General features: G+C 66.4%; 18 protein-coding genes. 10 read left to right on the forward strand and 8 right to left on the reverse strand.

Translation table 11 applies throughout. The features are described 5' to 3' along the window. The first annotated feature begins 20 nt into the window (after positions 1–20). The 6 genes from ARTB_RS16075 to ARTB_RS16100 all read left to right on the forward strand — a co-directional run bounded on the left by ARTB_RS16075 (position 21) and on the right by ARTB_RS16100 (position 3512). Positions 21–431: an MmcQ/YjbR family DNA-binding protein gene (locus ARTB_RS16075; protein ID WP_243181448.1), complete on the forward strand. Its 411-nt coding sequence runs from the start codon at positions 21–23 to the stop codon at positions 429–431. Then, complete coding sequence (locus ARTB_RS16080; protein WP_243181449.1) at positions 428–982, forward strand: DUF1990 family protein; 555 nt, start codon at positions 428–430, stop codon at positions 980–982. Before ARTB_RS16075 ends, ARTB_RS16080 begins: the two co-directional genes overlap by 4 nt. A gap of 14 nt (positions 983–996) precedes the next feature. After that, positions 997–1599, forward strand: coding sequence for a hypothetical protein (locus ARTB_RS16085; RefSeq protein WP_243181450.1), 603 nt, complete (start codon positions 997–999; stop codon positions 1597–1599). A 79-nt stretch (positions 1600–1678) separates the two neighbouring features. Further along, positions 1679–1996, forward strand: coding sequence for a putative quinol monooxygenase (locus ARTB_RS16090; protein ID WP_079555298.1), 318 nt, complete (start codon positions 1679–1681; stop codon positions 1994–1996). A gap of 141 nt (positions 1997–2137) precedes the next feature. After that, positions 2138–2431 (forward strand): DUF503 domain-containing protein, encoded by a 294-nt coding sequence (locus ARTB_RS16095; RefSeq protein ID WP_028277999.1) that lies wholly within the window; start codon positions 2138–2140, stop codon positions 2429–2431. 139 nt (positions 2432–2570) lie between these two features. Then, on the forward strand, positions 2571–3512 hold the full coding sequence (locus ARTB_RS16100; RefSeq protein ID WP_243181451.1) for a hypothetical protein: 942 nt from the start codon (positions 2571–2573) through the stop codon (positions 3510–3512). A gap of 141 nt (positions 3513–3653) precedes the next feature. Here the strand turns inward: ARTB_RS16100 and purL are convergent, their stop codons facing one another. From purL to purS, 3 genes are read right to left on the reverse strand one after another with little or no spacing between them, the layout of a single operon-like run. Beyond that, positions 3654–5987, reverse strand: coding sequence for a phosphoribosylformylglycinamidine synthase subunit PurL (purL, locus tag ARTB_RS16105; RefSeq protein WP_243181452.1), 2334 nt, complete (start codon positions 5985–5987; stop codon positions 3654–3656). After that, a complete protein-coding gene (purQ, locus tag ARTB_RS16110) occupies positions 5984–6742 on the reverse strand; it encodes a phosphoribosylformylglycinamidine synthase subunit PurQ (RefSeq protein WP_243181453.1) in 759 nt (252 codons plus the stop codon). The genes purL and purQ overlap by 4 nt, the downstream gene beginning before the upstream one ends. A gap of 1 nt (position 6743) precedes the next feature. Further along, entirely contained in the window at positions 6744–6995 is a 252-nt protein-coding gene (purS, locus tag ARTB_RS16115; protein ID WP_018776110.1) for a phosphoribosylformylglycinamidine synthase subunit PurS, read from the reverse strand. Between the two features lie 275 nt (positions 6996–7270). On the opposite strand from purS, the gene ARTB_RS16120 reads away from it, so the two are divergent. Next, the gene (locus ARTB_RS16120) at positions 7271–7456 is read left to right on the forward strand and encodes a hypothetical protein (RefSeq protein WP_028278002.1); all 186 of its coding nucleotides are present in this window, start codon (positions 7271–7273) and stop codon (positions 7454–7456) included. A gap of 331 nt (positions 7457–7787) precedes the next feature. After that, positions 7788–10928: a S8 family serine peptidase gene (locus ARTB_RS16125; protein ID WP_439954140.1), complete on the forward strand. Its 3141-nt coding sequence runs from the start codon at positions 7788–7790 to the stop codon at positions 10926–10928. Positions 10929–11018: 90 nt separating this feature from the next. On the opposite strand, the gene ARTB_RS16130 is transcribed toward ARTB_RS16125, so the two are convergent. The 4 genes from ARTB_RS16130 to ARTB_RS16145 are packed head-to-tail and all read right to left on the reverse strand — an operon-like array spanning position 11019 to position 13442. Further along, entirely contained in the window at positions 11019–11399 is a 381-nt protein-coding gene (locus tag ARTB_RS16130; RefSeq protein ID WP_243181454.1) for a serine protease inhibitor, read from the reverse strand. Next, on the reverse strand, positions 11396–12376 hold the full coding sequence (locus ARTB_RS16135; protein ID WP_243181455.1) for a 3-methyladenine DNA glycosylase: 981 nt from the start codon (positions 12374–12376) through the stop codon (positions 11396–11398). The genes ARTB_RS16130 and ARTB_RS16135 overlap by 4 nt, the downstream gene beginning before the upstream one ends. Then, the gene (locus ARTB_RS16140; RefSeq protein WP_243181456.1) at positions 12345–12926 is read right to left on the reverse strand and encodes an SSI family serine proteinase inhibitor; all 582 of its coding nucleotides are present in this window, start codon (positions 12924–12926) and stop codon (positions 12345–12347) included. The genes ARTB_RS16135 and ARTB_RS16140 overlap by 32 nt, the downstream gene beginning before the upstream one ends. Before the next feature lie 27 nt (positions 12927–12953). Then, positions 12954–13442, reverse strand: coding sequence for a MarR family winged helix-turn-helix transcriptional regulator (locus ARTB_RS16145; RefSeq protein WP_243181530.1), 489 nt, complete (start codon positions 13440–13442; stop codon positions 12954–12956). Between the two features lie 118 nt (positions 13443–13560). On the opposite strand from ARTB_RS16145, the gene ARTB_RS16150 reads away from it, so the two are divergent. Continuing rightward, the gene (locus ARTB_RS16150; protein WP_028278007.1) at positions 13561–13785 is read left to right on the forward strand and encodes a hypothetical protein; all 225 of its coding nucleotides are present in this window, start codon (positions 13561–13563) and stop codon (positions 13783–13785) included. Between the two features lie 143 nt (positions 13786–13928). Then, positions 13929–14123: a hypothetical protein gene (locus tag ARTB_RS16155; protein WP_043436631.1), complete on the forward strand. Its 195-nt coding sequence runs from the start codon at positions 13929–13931 to the stop codon at positions 14121–14123. 215 nt (positions 14124–14338) lie between these two features. Here ARTB_RS16155 and ARTB_RS16160 read toward each other — a convergent pair whose 3' ends face one another. Continuing rightward, a complete protein-coding gene (locus ARTB_RS16160; protein WP_018774393.1) occupies positions 14339–15691 on the reverse strand; it encodes an aspartate kinase in 1353 nt (450 codons plus the stop codon). Between the last annotated feature and the right edge of the window lie 528 nt (positions 15692–16219).

The following is a 16219-nucleotide window of genomic DNA, read 5'->3' on the forward strand; positions in this document are numbered from 1 at the left end:
CAGCCGGATAGGCTCGTGCCATGGACGTTGCCACCCTCCGCGAGATCTGCCTGAGCTTCCCCGGTGCGTTTGAGGACTTTCCCTTCGGGCCGGAGACATCGGTTTTCAAGGTGCGGGCACGGATAGCCGGCGGCACGAGGCAGGACGCCAAGATGTTCGCGGCGTCGGCCATGGACCCGGCCGACTGGTCCGTCAGCCTCAAATGCGAGCCGGCCCTGGCCGAACAGCTGCGGGCCATCCATCCGGAAATCACCGGCGCCTGGCATATGAACAAGACGCACTGGAACGGGGTCCGGCTGGACGGATCGTTGCCGGACGACATGATCCGGGACATGGTGGAGGATTCGTACGACCTGGTGGTCGCCTCGTTCAGCCGGAAGCAGCGGGAACAGCTGGGCTGGGCGGGACTCGCCAGGGGCGAGGACGCATGAGCGGTGATCCCGGTGCCGGCGCGCGGGACGGGCTGAACTATCCGGGCATTGGCTCCACTGAGCACGGCCAGGCGCCGGCGGGCTTTCCCTGCCTGGTGTCCCGGGCATACCTCGGCGACGGCCCGGCTTTGTACCGGAGGGTGGCGCAGGGGATTCTGACCTGGCAGCTGCAGAAACGCTCCGGGCTGCGCGTCCACACCGACTCCGACGCCGTCGTGCCCGGCGCGCGCGTGGTGAGCGGATTCGGCGTCGGACCCTTCCGGATCAACGTGCCCTGCGAGGTGGTGTGGGTGCGCCGGCCCGTGCCCGGCGACGGGCCGCAACGAGCCGGGTTCGGGTACGGCACACTGCCCGGTCATCCCGTGCGGGGCGAGGAGGCCTTCGAAGTGGAGATCGACGCCGCCGGGCGGGTGTTCCTGAAAATCACGGCCTTCAGCCGGCCGTCCAACTGGTTCTACGCGACCGGCCGCGCCCTCACGGGACGGGCACAACGGCATGTCACTTCCCGCTACATTGGGAGTGCACACGAACTGGCCGCAGGTGAAAGCTGATCAGGAGCCGAAGGATGCTGGAACAGAAAACCCTTGACCAATTGTGGAACTTCGACGACCCCGCCGGGTCCGAAGCCCGGTTCCGGGCGGCGGCCGCAGATGAACGCTACGACGCCGACGAACGTGCCGAGCTCACCACGCAGCTGGGACGGGCCATCGGGCTACAGGGCCGCTACGAGGAAGCCGACGCCCTGCTGGATGCGGTCGATGCCGACGAGCCCACCGTGGCCGTCAGGGTGCTGCTGGAACGCGGCCGGGTGCTCAATTCCAGCGGCCACCCCGAGATGGCCGTGCCGCTGTTTGAACAGGCGGCCGAACTTGCTGACTACCTGGTCGAGGAATTCCTGGCCGTTGACGCGCTGCACATGCTCGCCATCGCCGACTCCGCCCACGCCGAGACCTGGACCAGAAGCGCGCTGGAGTACGCCTCCACGGTCCACGATGAGCGGACCAAACGGTGGGTGGTTTCGCTGCACAACAACCTCGGCTGGACGCTGCATGACGCCGGCCGGTGCACCGAGGCGATGGTGGAGTTCCAGCTCGCCGAACAGTGGGCCGACCGGATCGGCACGCCGCGGCAGCAGGAACTGGCCCGCGAGGCCATCAAGGCCTGTTGACGCGGCAAATGCCATGTGGCCCGGCGTTGTCATTCTGGAAGAATGGAACCTCCGGAAAACCAATGAAAGGCTTCAACAAATGATCTTCATCGTCGTCAAATTCAAGGTCAAGCCGGATTGGTCGGAGCGCTGGCTGGGACTCGTGAACGATTTCACCCAGGCCACCCGCCAGGAGCCCGGCAACCTGTGGTTCGACTGGTCCCGCAGTGTGGAGGACCCCAACGAATTCGTCCTGGTTGAGGCCTTCAAGGATGACGCCGCCGGGGCCCACGTGAACAGCGCCCACTTCAAGCAGGCTATGGCGGACATGCCTCAGGCCCTGGCCGAGACGCCCCGGATCATCAGCCGGCAGCTCGACGGTGACGGCTGGGACCGGATGGGCGAGCTCACCATCTAACCCCGTCTCACCCCGTCGATTGCTCCGTAACGGCCCTTTTGAGGCCTCAAAAAGGCCGTTACGGAGCAATCGACGGCAGGGTTCCCTGGCCGAGCTTGCGAGGCGAGGGGGCCGGTGGCGAGCAATGGATAGGCTTATGACATGTGGATCGGCTGGATTGAGTTCGACATCCTTCTGGGCGACGTTCACAGCCTGAAGGAGAAGCGCTCTGTGGTGCGCCCGCTCCTGGCGGAGCTGAAGCGCCGCTTTGATGTCTCCGTGGCCGAGGTCGGCGATCATGAGCAGCACCGGCGCACGCAGTTGGGCGCCGGCCTGGTGGCAGCAGACCGGGCACACGTCGTGGAGGTGCTGACCGGCGTCGAACGCTTCGTGGCGGCCCGGCCCGAACTCGAACTCCTCAGCGCACGGCAACGGGAGCTCCGCAGCGACGACTGACCCCGCGGATTGCTCCGCCAACCCCCGTCGATTGCTCCGTAGTCGCCCTTTTGAGGCTCCATAACGGCACTTATGGAGCAGTCGATGGGCGTTGTGGATAACTTCTGCAGCGTCGACGCCGAACTGGTCTGATGAAGCCATGAAGACCGCGCGTCCGCTGCCGGACGATTTCCAGCGACGACCCTTTACCGTCGTCGAAGCGGCAGCGGCTGGTGTGTCACTAAAAAGGCTCCGCCACCAGTCCCTGGCCGCGCTGGGCCGGGGAATCCGTGTGCAAAGCCCGACGCCGGGGCTTCCCTTGTGCGTGCGAGTGCGGCCTTTCATTGAGGTCAATGAGCGATGCGCCGCGTCGCACCTCACCGCGGCGGAGCTTGGTTCGCTTCCGGTGCGGCAGCAGAAGGAGGCACCACCGATGTACCACGTGATCAGGCCCGAGGGCGCGGCCCATCTCAACCGGCCACACGTCATCGTCCACCGCATGAAGCTCTACGACGACGAAATCACGCTGCTGGACGGGATCCCCATCACCACCCCGGAGCGGACTTGGCTGGATCTAGCCGAAATGTTGACCGTAGACCAACTCGTTGTGGCCGGCGACAGCTGCGTTCGGATGCCCAGACCTGAGCTCGAGGGCAGGGAGGCGCCGCTCTGCAGCCTTCAGGACTTGCAGCGGATGATCGACCGCCACAAGGGAAAACGCGGAATCCGCAAGGCGAAGGAAGCCATCGCCCTCATTCGCGTGGGCTCCGATTCGCCGCAGGAGTCGTTGCTGAGGCTGGCCATAGTCCGGGCCGGCCTTCCGGAACCAGAGCTGAACGTTCCGATCATCGACGATGCAGGAACCCGGCACCACGAACCCGACCTGTCCTATCGGAAATACAGAATCGGCGTCGAGTACGAGGGCGAACTCCACGGTGAGGAGGGCCAGATCGTCCGGGACATCGCCCGTTCGGAGAAGTACACGGCCCTCGGTTGGACCGAGGTCCGGATCTCCAAGCGGCATATGCACGATGATGCCAAGGCCGCGGTGGCCAAGGTCCGTACCGCACTCCTGCAGGCGGGCTGGCGGCCCGGCCGTTAACGAACGATTGCTCCGCAACTGCAGTTTTGAGGGTTCAAAAGGGCAGCTGCGGAGCAATCGATGGAACTAGGGCGGCGGTGGGTGGGCCCACGCCGCCAGGGTTCCCTGGCCGAGCTTGCGAGGCTAGGGTGGCGGTGGGGCCTAGCCGAAGTACTTCGGCAGGGTCGCCTCGTGGGCTTCGCGGAGCGCGTCGAGGCTCATGGTCTCGACGCCGTTGATCTCCAGCGTGCCGCCCTCGGCGTCCACCACACCGATCCGGACGTGCGCGAAGCCGCGGGCGGTGCACATGTCCGTGAAGCGGATTTCCTCCGAGCGGGGCACAGCGACGACGGCGCGGCCCTGGGTTTCGGAGAACAGCGCCGTGAACAGGTCCACGCCGTCGCGGTCCAGGACGTCCTGCAGGGCGATCCGGGCGCCCACGCCGTAGCGCAGGGACGACTCCACGAGGGCCGCGGCGAGGCCGCCTTCGGAGAGGTCGTGGGCGGAATCCACCATGCCGTCGCGGGAGGCGTTGATCAGGATCTGGCCCAGTTCGCGCTCGGCGTCGAGGTCAACCTTCGGCGGCAGGCCGCCCAGGTGTCCGCGCATGTTCGACCATTCCGAACCGTCCAGCTCTGCCGCCGTCGTGCCCAGCAGGTAGATGGCCTGGCCGTCTTCCTTCCAGCCCGACGGCGTGCGGCGGGCGACGTCGTCGAACTTGCCCAGCACAGCCACCACGGGGGAGGGGTGGATGGGGGTGGTCCCGGTCTGGTTGTACAGCGAGACGTTGCCGCCGGTGACCGGGATGCCGAGGACCATGCAGGCGTCGGACAGGCCGCGGATGGCTTCGGCCAGCTGCCACATGACGTCGGGGTCCTCGGGGGAGCCGAAGTTCAGGCAGTCGCTGACGGCCATCGGCACGGCGCCTGAGGTGGCGACGTTGCGGTAGGCCTCGGCCAGGGCCAGCTGAGCGCCGTGGTACGGGTCCAGGTAGGTGTAGCGGCCGTTGGCGTCGGTGGCCAGGGCCACGCCGAGGCCGGTTTCCTCGTCCACCCGGACCACGCCGGCGTCGTCCGGGAACGCCATGGCGGTGTTGCCGCCGACGTAGCGGTCGTACTGCTTGGTGATCCAGGACTTGTCGCACATGTTCGGGGAGGCGACGAGTTCGGTGATGGCGGCGGCCAGGTCCGCCGGGGCGGAGGGACGGCCAGCGTCCTGCACGGACCCGGTGAAGGAGTCGGCCTGGACGGCGTCCTGCCATTCGGGGCGGGCATAGGGTCGGTCGTAGACCGGGCCGTCGTGGGCCACGGTGCGCGGGTCGACGTCGACAATGACCTCGCCTTCCCACGTGATGATGAGGCGGCCGGTGTCGGTCACCTCGCCCAGCCAGGAGTACTCCACCGCCCACTTGTCCATGACCGCTTCAAACGCGGCGATGTTCTCGGGGGTAACCACGGCCATCATGCGTTCCTGCGACTCGGACATCAGGATTTCGCCCGGGGTCAGGGTGGGGTCGCGGAGCAGGACGGAGGTCAGCTCGACTTCCATGCCGCCGTCGCCGTTGGAGGCGAGCTCGGAGGTGGCGCAGGAAATGCCGGCGGCGCCGAGGTCCTGGATGCCCTCCACCAGGGATCCCTTGAACAGCTCCAGGCAGCACTCGATCAGGACCTTCTCGGCGAACGGGTCGCCCACCTGGACCGCGGGGCGCTTGGACGGCTTGGTGTCATCGAAGGACTCCGAGGCCAGCACGGAGGCGCCGCCGATGCCGTCGCCGCCGGTGCGGGCACCGAACAGCACCACCTTGTTGCCCTTGCCGGAGGCGTTGGCGAGGCGGATGTCCTCGTGGCGCATCACGCCGACCGCCAGCGCGTTCACCAGCGGGTTGCCCTGGTAGACGGAGTCGAAGACCATTTCGCCGCCGATGTTGGGCAGGCCCAGCGAGTTGCCGTAGCCGCCGATCCCTGCCACGGCGCCGTGCATGACGCGGGCGGTGTCCGGGTGGTCAATGGCGCCGAAGCGCAGCGGATCCATCACCGCTACCGGGCGGGCGCCCATGGAGATGATGTCGCGGACAATGCCGCCGATGCCGGTTGCGGCGCCCTGGTAGGGCTCCACGAACGACGGCGAGTTGTGGGACTCGATCTTGAACGTCACGGCCCAGCCGTCGCCCAGGTTGGTGACACCGGCGTTTTCGCCGATACCCACGAGCATGTCCTTCTTCATTTCCTCGGTCACCTTGTCGCCGAACTGGCGCAGGTGGTTCTTCGAGGACTTGTAGGAGCAGTGTTCGCTCCACATCACCGAGTACATGGCGAGTTCCGCGCCGGTGGGGCGGCGGCCCAGGACCTTGACGACCTCGTCGAACTCGTTCTGCTTCAGGCCCAGTTCGGCCCAGGGGAGTTCGGTGTCCGGGGTCTTGGCCGCGTTCTCGACGGTGTCGATGTTGAACTTCCGGGCGGTCTCCGCGGGTGCCGCTACTGCGGGTGTCTCCGTCATTTGTTGTCTCCCACGATCTTGTTCAGGACAGAGGTGAAGAACCCGAGGCCCTCGGTGCCGGAGCCGAGCTCGGGACCGAAGCCGGCCTCCACGGCGTGCTCGGGGTGCGGCATGAGGCCCACCACGTTGCCCGCGGCGTTGGAAATGCCGGCGATGTCGCGGCGGGAGCCGTTCGGGTTGAAGCCGACGTAACGGAACACAACGCGGCCTTCGGCCTCGAGCGCGTCCAGGGTCTTCTCGTCGGCGATGTACTGGCCGTCCTGGTTCTTCAGCGGCACGGTGATTTCCTGGCCGGCGGCGTAGTCCCCGGTCCAGGCGGTGGTGTTGTTCTCCACGCGCAGGACCTGGTCGCGGCACATGAACTTCAGGTGGTCGTTCTTGATCATGGAGCCGGGCAGCAGGTGCGACTCGGTCAGGATCTGGAAGCCGTTGCAGATGCCCAGCACGGGCAGCTTGGCCTCGGAATTGGCGGCGTCGATGATCTTGGACATCAGCGGCGCGAAACGGGCGATCGCGCCGGCGCGGAGGTAATCGCCGTACGAGAACCCGCCGGGAATCACGACGGCGTCAACGTCACCCAAGGTGGTGCCGGCGTGCCAGAGCTCCACCGGGGTGGCGCCGGCCAGACGGACCGCACGGGCGGCGTCGCGGTCGTCGAGGGTGCCGGGGAAGGTGACGACGCCGATCCTCGCACCAGCGAGCCTGGGGTTGGCGGCGACGGCGACGGCCTCGCCGATCAGGGGGAGTTCAGTCATTTCAGGCCTCAACGACCTCGACGTTGACGACGTCCTCGATGACCGGGTTGGACAGCAGGGTCTCCGCGGCGTCGCGGGCCTGGGCCAGGATCTCCTCGGTCACCTCGCCGTCGACCGTGAGTTCAAAGCGCTTGCCCTGGCGGACAGAGCTGAAAGCGGTGAAGCCCAGCCGGGGCAGAGCACCGACGATGGCCTTCCCCTGCGGGTCCAGAATCTCGGGCTTGGGCATGACGTCGACAACGATCCGGGGCATCCGGCAACTCCTGTGCGTGAGCGTTGGGTAAGGGCGCAGCGGAGTGGTGCCGTCTCACGCCGATCCGCTGTGTGTTGGACTGCCTGGTGAATGCAGCGTGAAAGGGCGCTCCGCGAGCTTGCATGCCCATTCTACCGGCCACCGCGCGTCCGGCCGTATTCGCAGCCGGGAGTGTGGACGCGGCCTCCCCGGCGGGTCCTTGAGCTGGAGAAATGGCGTCGCGGGGGCGGCTGCGCCCTATGGCCGGGGCTGCCGCGGGTCAGTAGGATGTGCGCATGGCTGAGAAACCGAAATCCGTGGTGTTGTCTGTTGTGGCCGTCGCAGTGTTCGCCGGGCTGGGCCGGATGGTCCTGCAGAAGATCAAGGCCGACCGCGCGGCGAAGGCGACCAAGGTGGCCGGGCCCCTGGATGAGAAGACCCGCGCATGGATCAGCGACGTGGTCCGGACTCCGCGAAAGTAGGCCGCCAGTAAGCCAGTGTTGGGCCCGCGGTGGGCCCGCGGACCATGACGGGCAGGGTCCCCCCGCGCTGAGGTACCGCAGGGGTGCGGCCGCGCGGGCCGGAAGTACCAATTGACGCAGTTCAGCGACGTCCCCATCGCGTCGTGTCGTATTGCGTGACAAATTTTAAATACCCCTCAGTGACCTATGTCATATCTCGCTCTCAGTCTGTACTGTATGAATCGGCTGGTATCCGTGGGGGCTGGCCGGGCGACCGCCCGGTGAGTTCCCGCCAGTCCGTTGGGCCCGGCCTTGAAGCCGGGCCGTTCCTTTACGAAAGGTTCGAACACTCGTGACATCACCAGGAAAGAGCTTCCTTCGAAGCGGGGGACTCCGGAGGGCCGCGGCACTGACCCTGGGCTTGCCGGTTCTTCTGTCCAGCATCGCGATCGCCCCCGCCAATGCGGCCCCGGGGCAAGGCCTGGCCGTAGCCGGCGTCGCACAGAAGAATGTTGATCCGAATAACTACAAGGACGGCCGCTACATCGTTGTCCTGACCGAGAAAGCGGCAGCCACGTATGACGGCGGGACGGCCGGCATGCCAGCCACCAAGCCTGCGCCCGGCAAGAAGCTGGATGCCAACAAAGCTGAAGTGAAGAAGTACCAGGCACACCTGCAGCAGAAGCAGTCCCAGGTGGCCGGCAAGCAGGGCGTCAAGATCAATCGGCAATTCACCGCTGCCCTCAACGGATTCAGCGCACACCTCACCGCGGATCAGGCCATCAAACTGGCCAAGGACCCCGGCGTGCTGACGGTTGCCCCTGACACGGAAAACGCTCCGGACTACTCCAGCACCGATTTCCTGAAGCTCAGCGGGGCCAACGGAACCTGGAACACGAAGTTCGGCGGCCAGAACGGCGCCGGCAAGGGCGTCGTCGTCGGCGTCATCGACACCGGCTATACCCCGTCCAGTGCGTTTTTCGCCGGGGAAGAGGTCAAGCCCCTCGTCGGCCAGCCTGTCGTCGGTGTGCCGTACAGGACGGCGGACGGCAAGATCGCAATGCTCAAGTCCGACGGCGACACTTTTATCGGTGAGTGCCAGAAGGGCCAGGACTTCGACGGTTCTGCCTGTAACTCCAAGGTCCTGAGCGCGCACTACTTCGCCGAGGACTTCCTGCAGTTCGTGCCCCCGGCCGAGCGTGCTCCGGAAGAACTTCTGTCCCCGGTCGACGTCGCCAGCCACGGCACCCACACGGCCAGCACCTCGGCGGGCAACGCCAACGTCGAGACCTTCGTCGACGGGCGCAGCTTCGGCCTGACCAGCGGCATCGCGCCGGCCGCCAAGCTCTCCGTTTACAAGGTCTGCTGGGAAGACACCGACCCCAACACGGGCGGCTGCTACAGCTCCTCGTCCGTTGCCGCCGTCGAACAGGCCATCAAAGACGGCGTCGACGTGCTGAACTACTCGATCTCCGGTTCTGCGACGTCAGTTATCGACCCGGTCTCGATTGCCTTCCTGAACGCTGCCTCCGCAGGCATCTTCGTCGCAGCATCGGCCGGAAACTCCGGTCCGACGGCGAGCACCGTCAACCACGGCGGCCCTTGGGTCACCACGGTTGCTGCCAGCAGCTTCTCCCAGGAGCTTCAGGGCACTGTTGAGTTCGCAGACGGCACCAAGTTCCGCGGCGCCAGCATCATGAACAAGGAAGTCAAGGACGCCGGCGTGGTGCTGGCTGCCAACGCTGCCGCGGCGACCCCGCCGTCGAACCCCGCACTGTGCGGGCCCGGCACCCTGGACCCGGCGAAGATCGCCGGCAAGGTCGTCGTCTGCGACCGCGGCGTTGTCGACCGCGTCGCCAAGAGCGCCGAGGTTGCCCGCGGTGGCGGCGTCGGCATGATCCTGGTGAACCTGAGCAATTCCTCGCTGGACACCGATCAGCACGCTGTCCCGACCGTCCACGTGAACCCGCCGGCCACCGCGGCCATCAAGGCCAAGGTAACCGCCGCCCCGGACATCAAGGTGTCCCTTGTTAACAAGGACACGACCGGACTGCCGCTGGAGGCGCAGCCGCAGATTGCCGGCTTCTCCTCCCGGGGCCCGCTGCTGGCCACCGACTCGGACCTGCTGAAGCCGGACGTCACTGCGCCGGGTGTTGCAGTCCTGGCCGGTGTGTCGCCGATTGGCGCTGACGGCGCAAAGTTCGGCTTCCTGTCCGGCACCTCCATGGCGGCACCGCACGTTGCCGGTTTCGGCGCGTTGCTCCTGGGCAAGAACCCGAACTGGTCCCCTGCAATGGTCAAGTCCGCCATGATGACCACGGCAGGCAATGTGGTGAACGCCGACGGCTCCAAGAACACCGACGTCCTCGCCACCGGTGCCGGCCAGGTGGATCCGGCACGCATGGTCGATCCGGGTCTTGCCTACGACGCCAACGAAGAGGACTACTGGAAATTCATACAGGGTACGGGGATCAACCTCGGCCTGCCGTCCAGCATCCTGCCGCGGGACATGAACGTCCCGTCCTTCTCGCTGGGCAACCTCACCGGCAAGATCACCGTGACCCGGACCCTGACCGCTCTGACTCCGGGCGTCTACAAAGTCAAAGCCAATGTGCCCGGAATTCAGGTCAATGTGGCTCCGGCGGCCCTGAACTTCAAGGCCGCTGGCGAGAAGAAGACCGTCAAGGTCAGCTTTGAGAACAAGAGCGCTGCCCTGGGCAAGTTCGCCATGGGCTCACTGAGCTGGGAGGGTGCAGGCAAGACCGTCACCTCGCCGATCGCAGTCCGGCCGCAGTCTGTCGTCGCCGCGAAGGATGTCTTCCTCAGCACCGAATCCGGCACGGGCTCGGGCGACATCAGCGTTGTGTCGGGCACCAACTCGCCCGTCAACATGACGCTGGACGGCCTGTCCAAGGCGGATTCTTCTGCCGTGGAGCTGGTTCCCGGCCCGTTCGCGGGCCGTGCCGATGCCTCGACGTTCGTCAAGACTGTGAACGTCCCGGCGGGTGCTCCGCTGGCCAAGTTCTCGGTCATCTCCTCTGACCCGGCCTCGGACTTCGACATGTGGGTGGTCACGCCACAGGGCGTCGAGCAGGTGGCGACGTCGTCGTCCAGCGAGACGCTCTCGATTGCGAATCCCGTTGCAGGCTCGTACACGATCTACGCGAACCTGTACTCCAGCCCGGGCGGCAAGGCCACGAAGGCAAGCGTTGATGCCGCGGTTCTCGGTGCCAACGAGAACAATGCGACCATCACGCCGAACCCTCTGGTGCTGCCGAACGGTGAAACAGGCAAGATCACGCTGAACTGGACCGGCCTGAAGCCCGGCTCCTACATTGGACGGATCACCTTTGCCGGTGCCAGCGAGCCGACGTTCGTCACCGTCGTCGTGAACGCTGCAGGAGCTGCCTCGGTGGCGCCGACCTCCGAAGGCGCGGCCGCGCAGTCCAAGTTCCAGCACCCGGAGCTTGAGCGCCCCAACAACGCCATCTAGGCGCGGCTCAACCCGATAGCAGAGGCAATGGCCGGCGGTTCGCACCGCCGGCCATTGCTGTCTCGTGACGCCTGCGAGGTTCCGCGTGGCTCAGATTGCTCCGGTGGAGCCTGCAACCCCGCCCAGCAGCGGCGCCATGGCACGCCAGCGGGCGATCTCGCAGCCATCGGTGCGGCTGAACGTGCTGTGGACTTCCCGGCCCATGAACCAGCCGGTCACCACGGCGACCTGCGGACCCCCGTACTGCTGCGTGCACATCTTCGGCGGTCCCGGCTTGGGAAAGAAGATGTCCTCGCCGTGCTGCGTAACCGCCGCGAGGGCGGCCGCCGAATCCGGCAGCGTGGACGCGGGGGCGACGCTGCCGCCGTCGGCCGCCAGGCGGAAGGTGTACTCCGGCGCTTCCGGGGCCTCCGTCAGCCGGACGGTGAGATCGATGTCGTGGTGGCTGTGACGCTCGTGAGTGGCGGTCATTGCTGTCCTTCCGTGCGTTCGGGGGCAGGGCCGGAACCAATCGACTGGAACAGGGGAGCGAGCTCCTGCAACAGCCGCTGCCGCAGTACTTGTGATTCGGCTGAAAAAGCCCGCTGGTGCTCAACATACGCCGCTTTGCCCTCGGGCGTTTCGATCCTGATGGCGGGATAACCCCACTCTTGCAAGTCGTACGGCGACGCCCGCATGTCCATGGCCCGGATCCGCCACGATAGTTCGAAACAGTCCATGACGAGCTCGCTGGGCAGCAACGGGGACAGCTTGTAGGCCCACTTGTAAAGGTCCATGTTGGCGTGCAGGCAACCCGGCTGCTCCATGGCGCGCTGGTTCTCCCGGCTGGGAACCATACTGTTCAGCGGAACGGCGTCCGGGGTGTAGAAGCGGAAGGCGTCGAAGTGCGAGCACCGGATCCGGTTCTCCTCCACCACCTCGTCGGTGCGCCCGGACCCCAGCCGCAGCTGCAGGTACTCGTGCCGGAGATCGAACTTGTCCTGCCGGTAGACCATTGCCCACTCGTGCAGCCCGAAGCAGCCGAACTGGGCCGGCCGCGCGGCAGTCCCGGCCAGGATGACCCCTGCGAACTGCAGTGCCTCCCGGCGCTCCCTCAGGAAGGCGTCGGCGTCGACCGTCACAGCCGGCGACTCCGCCGGCAGCCCGGCGGCCGCGAGTTCTGCGGCGTCGGCCGCGCGGTAATACTTCCACCCGGTCCGCGCCTCAGCCTCGGGGCCGGAGAGCACGACGCCGGCGCCCGGGTGCCAGCGCAGCAGCTGTCCGGGCTTCTGGGTGTAGTAGGTGAAGAGGAAGTCCTCCACCGGGTGCTTCCGGCCGGCGGAGCGCCGCTCAAGGTAGGGGTCCGCGTAGCGGCGGACACGTTGGACGTGGGCCGCCTGGCGCGGCAGCCACTCTTCCTGCTGGAGGTGCAAGGGCTTAGCTCGCCCCGCCGGATGAGCCCAGAACATCTTTGGCGGCGTTCCAGGCGGCGATTTCACAGCCGTTTGTCAGGCTGAAGCTCGCCTGAACCGCCCTGCCATCCACGACGCCGGTGACGGTGGCCACCTGCGGGCCGCCGTACTGCTGGGTGCAGGTCTGGTTCTTGGCGGGCGGGGCGGGGCTGAGGATGGCCGGGTTGTTCTTGATGGCGATGCATGCGGCGGCGGCGTTGGGGTGCTGGCTTTCGGCCGCAGGAACCCCGTTTTGGCAGACCAGCGTGAAGTTGGCCGCGGTGCCGGTTTCGTTCGGCTTGACCATGATGGCGAGTTCGGCGTTGCCCTTGCCCGGTCCGGACGGCAGCGGGACCGCGGAGGGCGACGGGGCCGGTGACGTCGTCTCCGTCTCCGGCGACGGCGAGCCCGACGGCGCTGTGGGTGACGGGCTGGAGGGGGTGCCCGACGTCGTGCTGGGGGAGGGGGAAGGTGTGGGCCCGCCATTCGGCGTGCAGGCGGCCAATCCGGCCACGGCCATCAGGACGGCCGCCAGGACAAGTGCCGGGCGGCCCGATTGCGTGCGCATCAGCAGTCCTCCTCTGTTTTGCCCAGTCTACCGCCGGGGCACGTCGTCCGGGCCGGGCCGTGTGGCGGCGATCAGGTCCATCATGGTGGCGTGCAGCTGGCCGACCTGTTCACGCGTCAGGCCCAGCCGGGCCATCATAATGCCCGGGACTTCTGTGGCCTGCTCCCGAAGGGCGGCCCCGCGCGGCGTCAGCCGGACATCCAGGGTGCGCTCGTTGCCTTCCATCCGCTGGCGGGTGATGAAGCCTGCCGTCTCGAGCCGGCGCAGCAGCGGCGAGATGGTTGCCGGCTCCTGGGCCAGGGCGTCGCTGATGTCGCGGACCGACCGCGGGCTCGCTTCCCACAGGCACAACATGACGAGGTACTGCGGGTGGGTCAGGCCGAGCCTGTCGAGGACGGGCTTGTAAGCGCCCACGACGCTTCGGGAGGCCACCGTCAGGGCGAAGCAGAGCTGCTGTTCCAGCAGGAGGTCGTCCTGTGCTGCCTGGGAGTCCTGGGCTCCATGCGCTCCCGGCATGACGTGCCTGTCCTGGATTGCTGGGGTTCCTTCGGTCACACCGACTCCTTCGAATGATTAGTGCACTAATGATTAGCGTACACTGGGAGCATTGTCTTGCTCCCACGAAAGGATAGCCATGGCCAAGGAAAATGCCGTCGAGCGGTTCATGCGGGCCACCGGGAAGTTCCGGGCCGTGTTCGGGCCGGCCAACCGCAGTTCACTCGGCCACGAGATGACCGACCAGAACAGGCGGCTGCTGGCGGCGCGGCAGGCTGAAACTGAACAGTGGGAGACCTTGCACCGGCCCGACGGCAGCACTTATGTGGTGCCTCGAAACCCTGACGACAAATCCCTGCGCTAGGTCCCTTTTAGCGCCACCCCACCCGGGCCATTTCCCGCTGCCGGGCGTAAAATGAGGGCACTGACACACCGCTGTGCAGCATCCTGAACCATCCGGGACGAGGAAAGGGGGTGGGACTAGTGACACGTGCTGTCAGAGCTTTCATGGAAAAGACCGACAAGCTGAGGCTGCTGTTCGGGCCCGCAAATCGAGGCGACACCGCGGCGCCTGTAGTTCACAAGCACGACGACTTCGAGCACGCCTCGGAAGACGACCTGGCAGGTTTCGAAGTCGAGACGGACGACCACGGACACCACTACGCTGTCCGGAAAACGGATCTCGGGAAAGAAGAGGTCTGACGAGGCCCGCTTCGCCGGTTCCGACGGTTCCGGGGGACCCCGGATGCCGGGGGCATCCTGGGCGGCCGCGTGGTACGCGGCCGGAAACGTGGGAATGCGGCCGGAGCTGTGGGGAAGCGGCCGACGACGGGCGGAGACGGGGAAGGGAGCGGCAGGTGCCGCTCCCTTCCCCGTCTTTATGCGCATCCGGGGTCCGCCCGGATGCGCAGGTGCGGCTAGCGGCCCGTGCCGCCGTAGACCGTGGCCTCATCCTCGCTGTCGAGGTCAAACGCCCTGTGGATGGCGCGGACGGCGTCGTCGAGCAGATCCGCGTGGGTCACCACGGAGATCCGGATCTCCGAGGTGGAGATCATGTTGATGTTGATGCCGGCCTCGGAGAGGGCCGCGAAGAAGCGGGCGGACACACCCGGGTGCGAGCGCATGCCGGCGCCAATCAGCGAAAGCTTGCCGATCTTCTCGTTATATTCGATGCTCTCAAAGCCGATCCGGTCCTGCGCGGCGTGCAGGGCGGCCAGGGCCTCGGCGCCCTCGACGATCGGGAGCGTGAAGGAGATATCGGTCCGGCCCGTACCGTGGGTGGAGACGTTCTGGACGATCATGTCGATGTTCGAGTGGGCGTCCGCAATGACCTGGAAGATCGCCGCTGCCTTGCCGGGGATGTCAGGTACACCGACAACCGTGACCTTGGCTTCGGACCGATCGTGTGCAACACCGGAGATGATTGGCTGCTCCAAGGCAACTCCCTCTTGAGTCGTGATCTTGTCGTCGGCGCCGGGCAGAACCCAGGTGCCTTCGTTCTGGCTGAATGAGGAACGGACGTGCAGGGGTACCCCAAAGCGGCGGGCGTATTCAACACAGCGCAGGTGCAGAATCTTAGCGCCGGACGCGGCCAGTTCCAGCATTTCCTCGCTGGAGATGCGGTCGATCTTCCGGGCCGAGGCGACCACCCGCGGATCGGCCGTGTAGACGCCGTCGACGTCGGTGAAGATCTCGCAGACATCGGCGTCGAGCGCCGCGGCGAGGGCCACAGCCGTCGTGTCCGACCCGCCGCGCCCGAGCGTCGTGATCTCGTTCGTCGTGTGGCTCATACCCTGGAACCCGGCCACGATCGCGATGTGCCCCTTGTCCAGGGCGGTGCGGATGCGGTGCGGGTCAACGTCGATGATCCGGGCCTTGCCGTGGATGCCGTCGGTGATCATGCCGGCCTGGGACCCGGTGAAGGACTGGGCCGAGGCGCCGAACTTGTTGATGGCCATGGCCAGCAGCGCCATGGAGATTCGTTCGCCGGCGGAGAGGAGCATGTCCATCTCGCGGGCGGGCGCGGAATCGGTGACCTGGCCGGCGAGGTCAAGGAGCTCATCGGTGGTGTCGCCCATGGCGGAAACCACCACGACGACCTCGTCGCCGGCGTTTTGGGCGTCCACGACCCGCCGGGCGACGCGCTTGATGCCTTCTGCGTCAGCCACCGAGGAACCGCCAAATTTCTTCACGACAAGGTGCTTGGTGGCGGCGGCCGAGACGGGCAACGTCTGCGATCCGGGCTGGACTTCGGTAGTGGGCAAACTCATTCGCGCACCCTCACTGGATCATCGGGGTTCTGGGCCAGGCAACCAAACGGCGCGACGGCGTAACTTCTTACCCCAGTTTATCGCCGTGCCGCCCGCGCCGTTGAATTGTGACCGAATGGCAGACACCCCGGGTTTGTCTCCACCGGACATGCCCAGTGCTGCGGGCCGGGAGTGGACATGGTCTCCCGTTCCGTGGACATGCTCAGTGCTTCCGCGGGACATGCTCATTTTTGGCGGCCTGGAGTGGGCATGAGGGCATTGTGTCCATTCCTGGGTGTGGGCGCTGGACATGTCCATCGGACCGGGTGGGGGAGCTCGGGTTAGGAGTGGACATGCTCAGTGCTTCCGCGGGACATGCTCATTCTTGTTGGCCTGGAGTGGGCATGAGGGCATTGTGTCCATTCCTGGGCGTGGGCCCTGGACATGTCCGCCGGGCCGGATGGTGGGCCAGGTGCGGGCATGCTCAGTGCTGCCGTGGGACATGCTCATTCTTGGCGGGCTGGAGTGGGCGTGAGGGCATTGTGTCCA

The sequence above is a fragment of the Arthrobacter humicola genome, from assembly GCF_022803015.1.
Classification (GTDB): Bacteria; Actinomycetota; Actinomycetes; order Actinomycetales; family Micrococcaceae; genus Arthrobacter; species Arthrobacter humicola_A.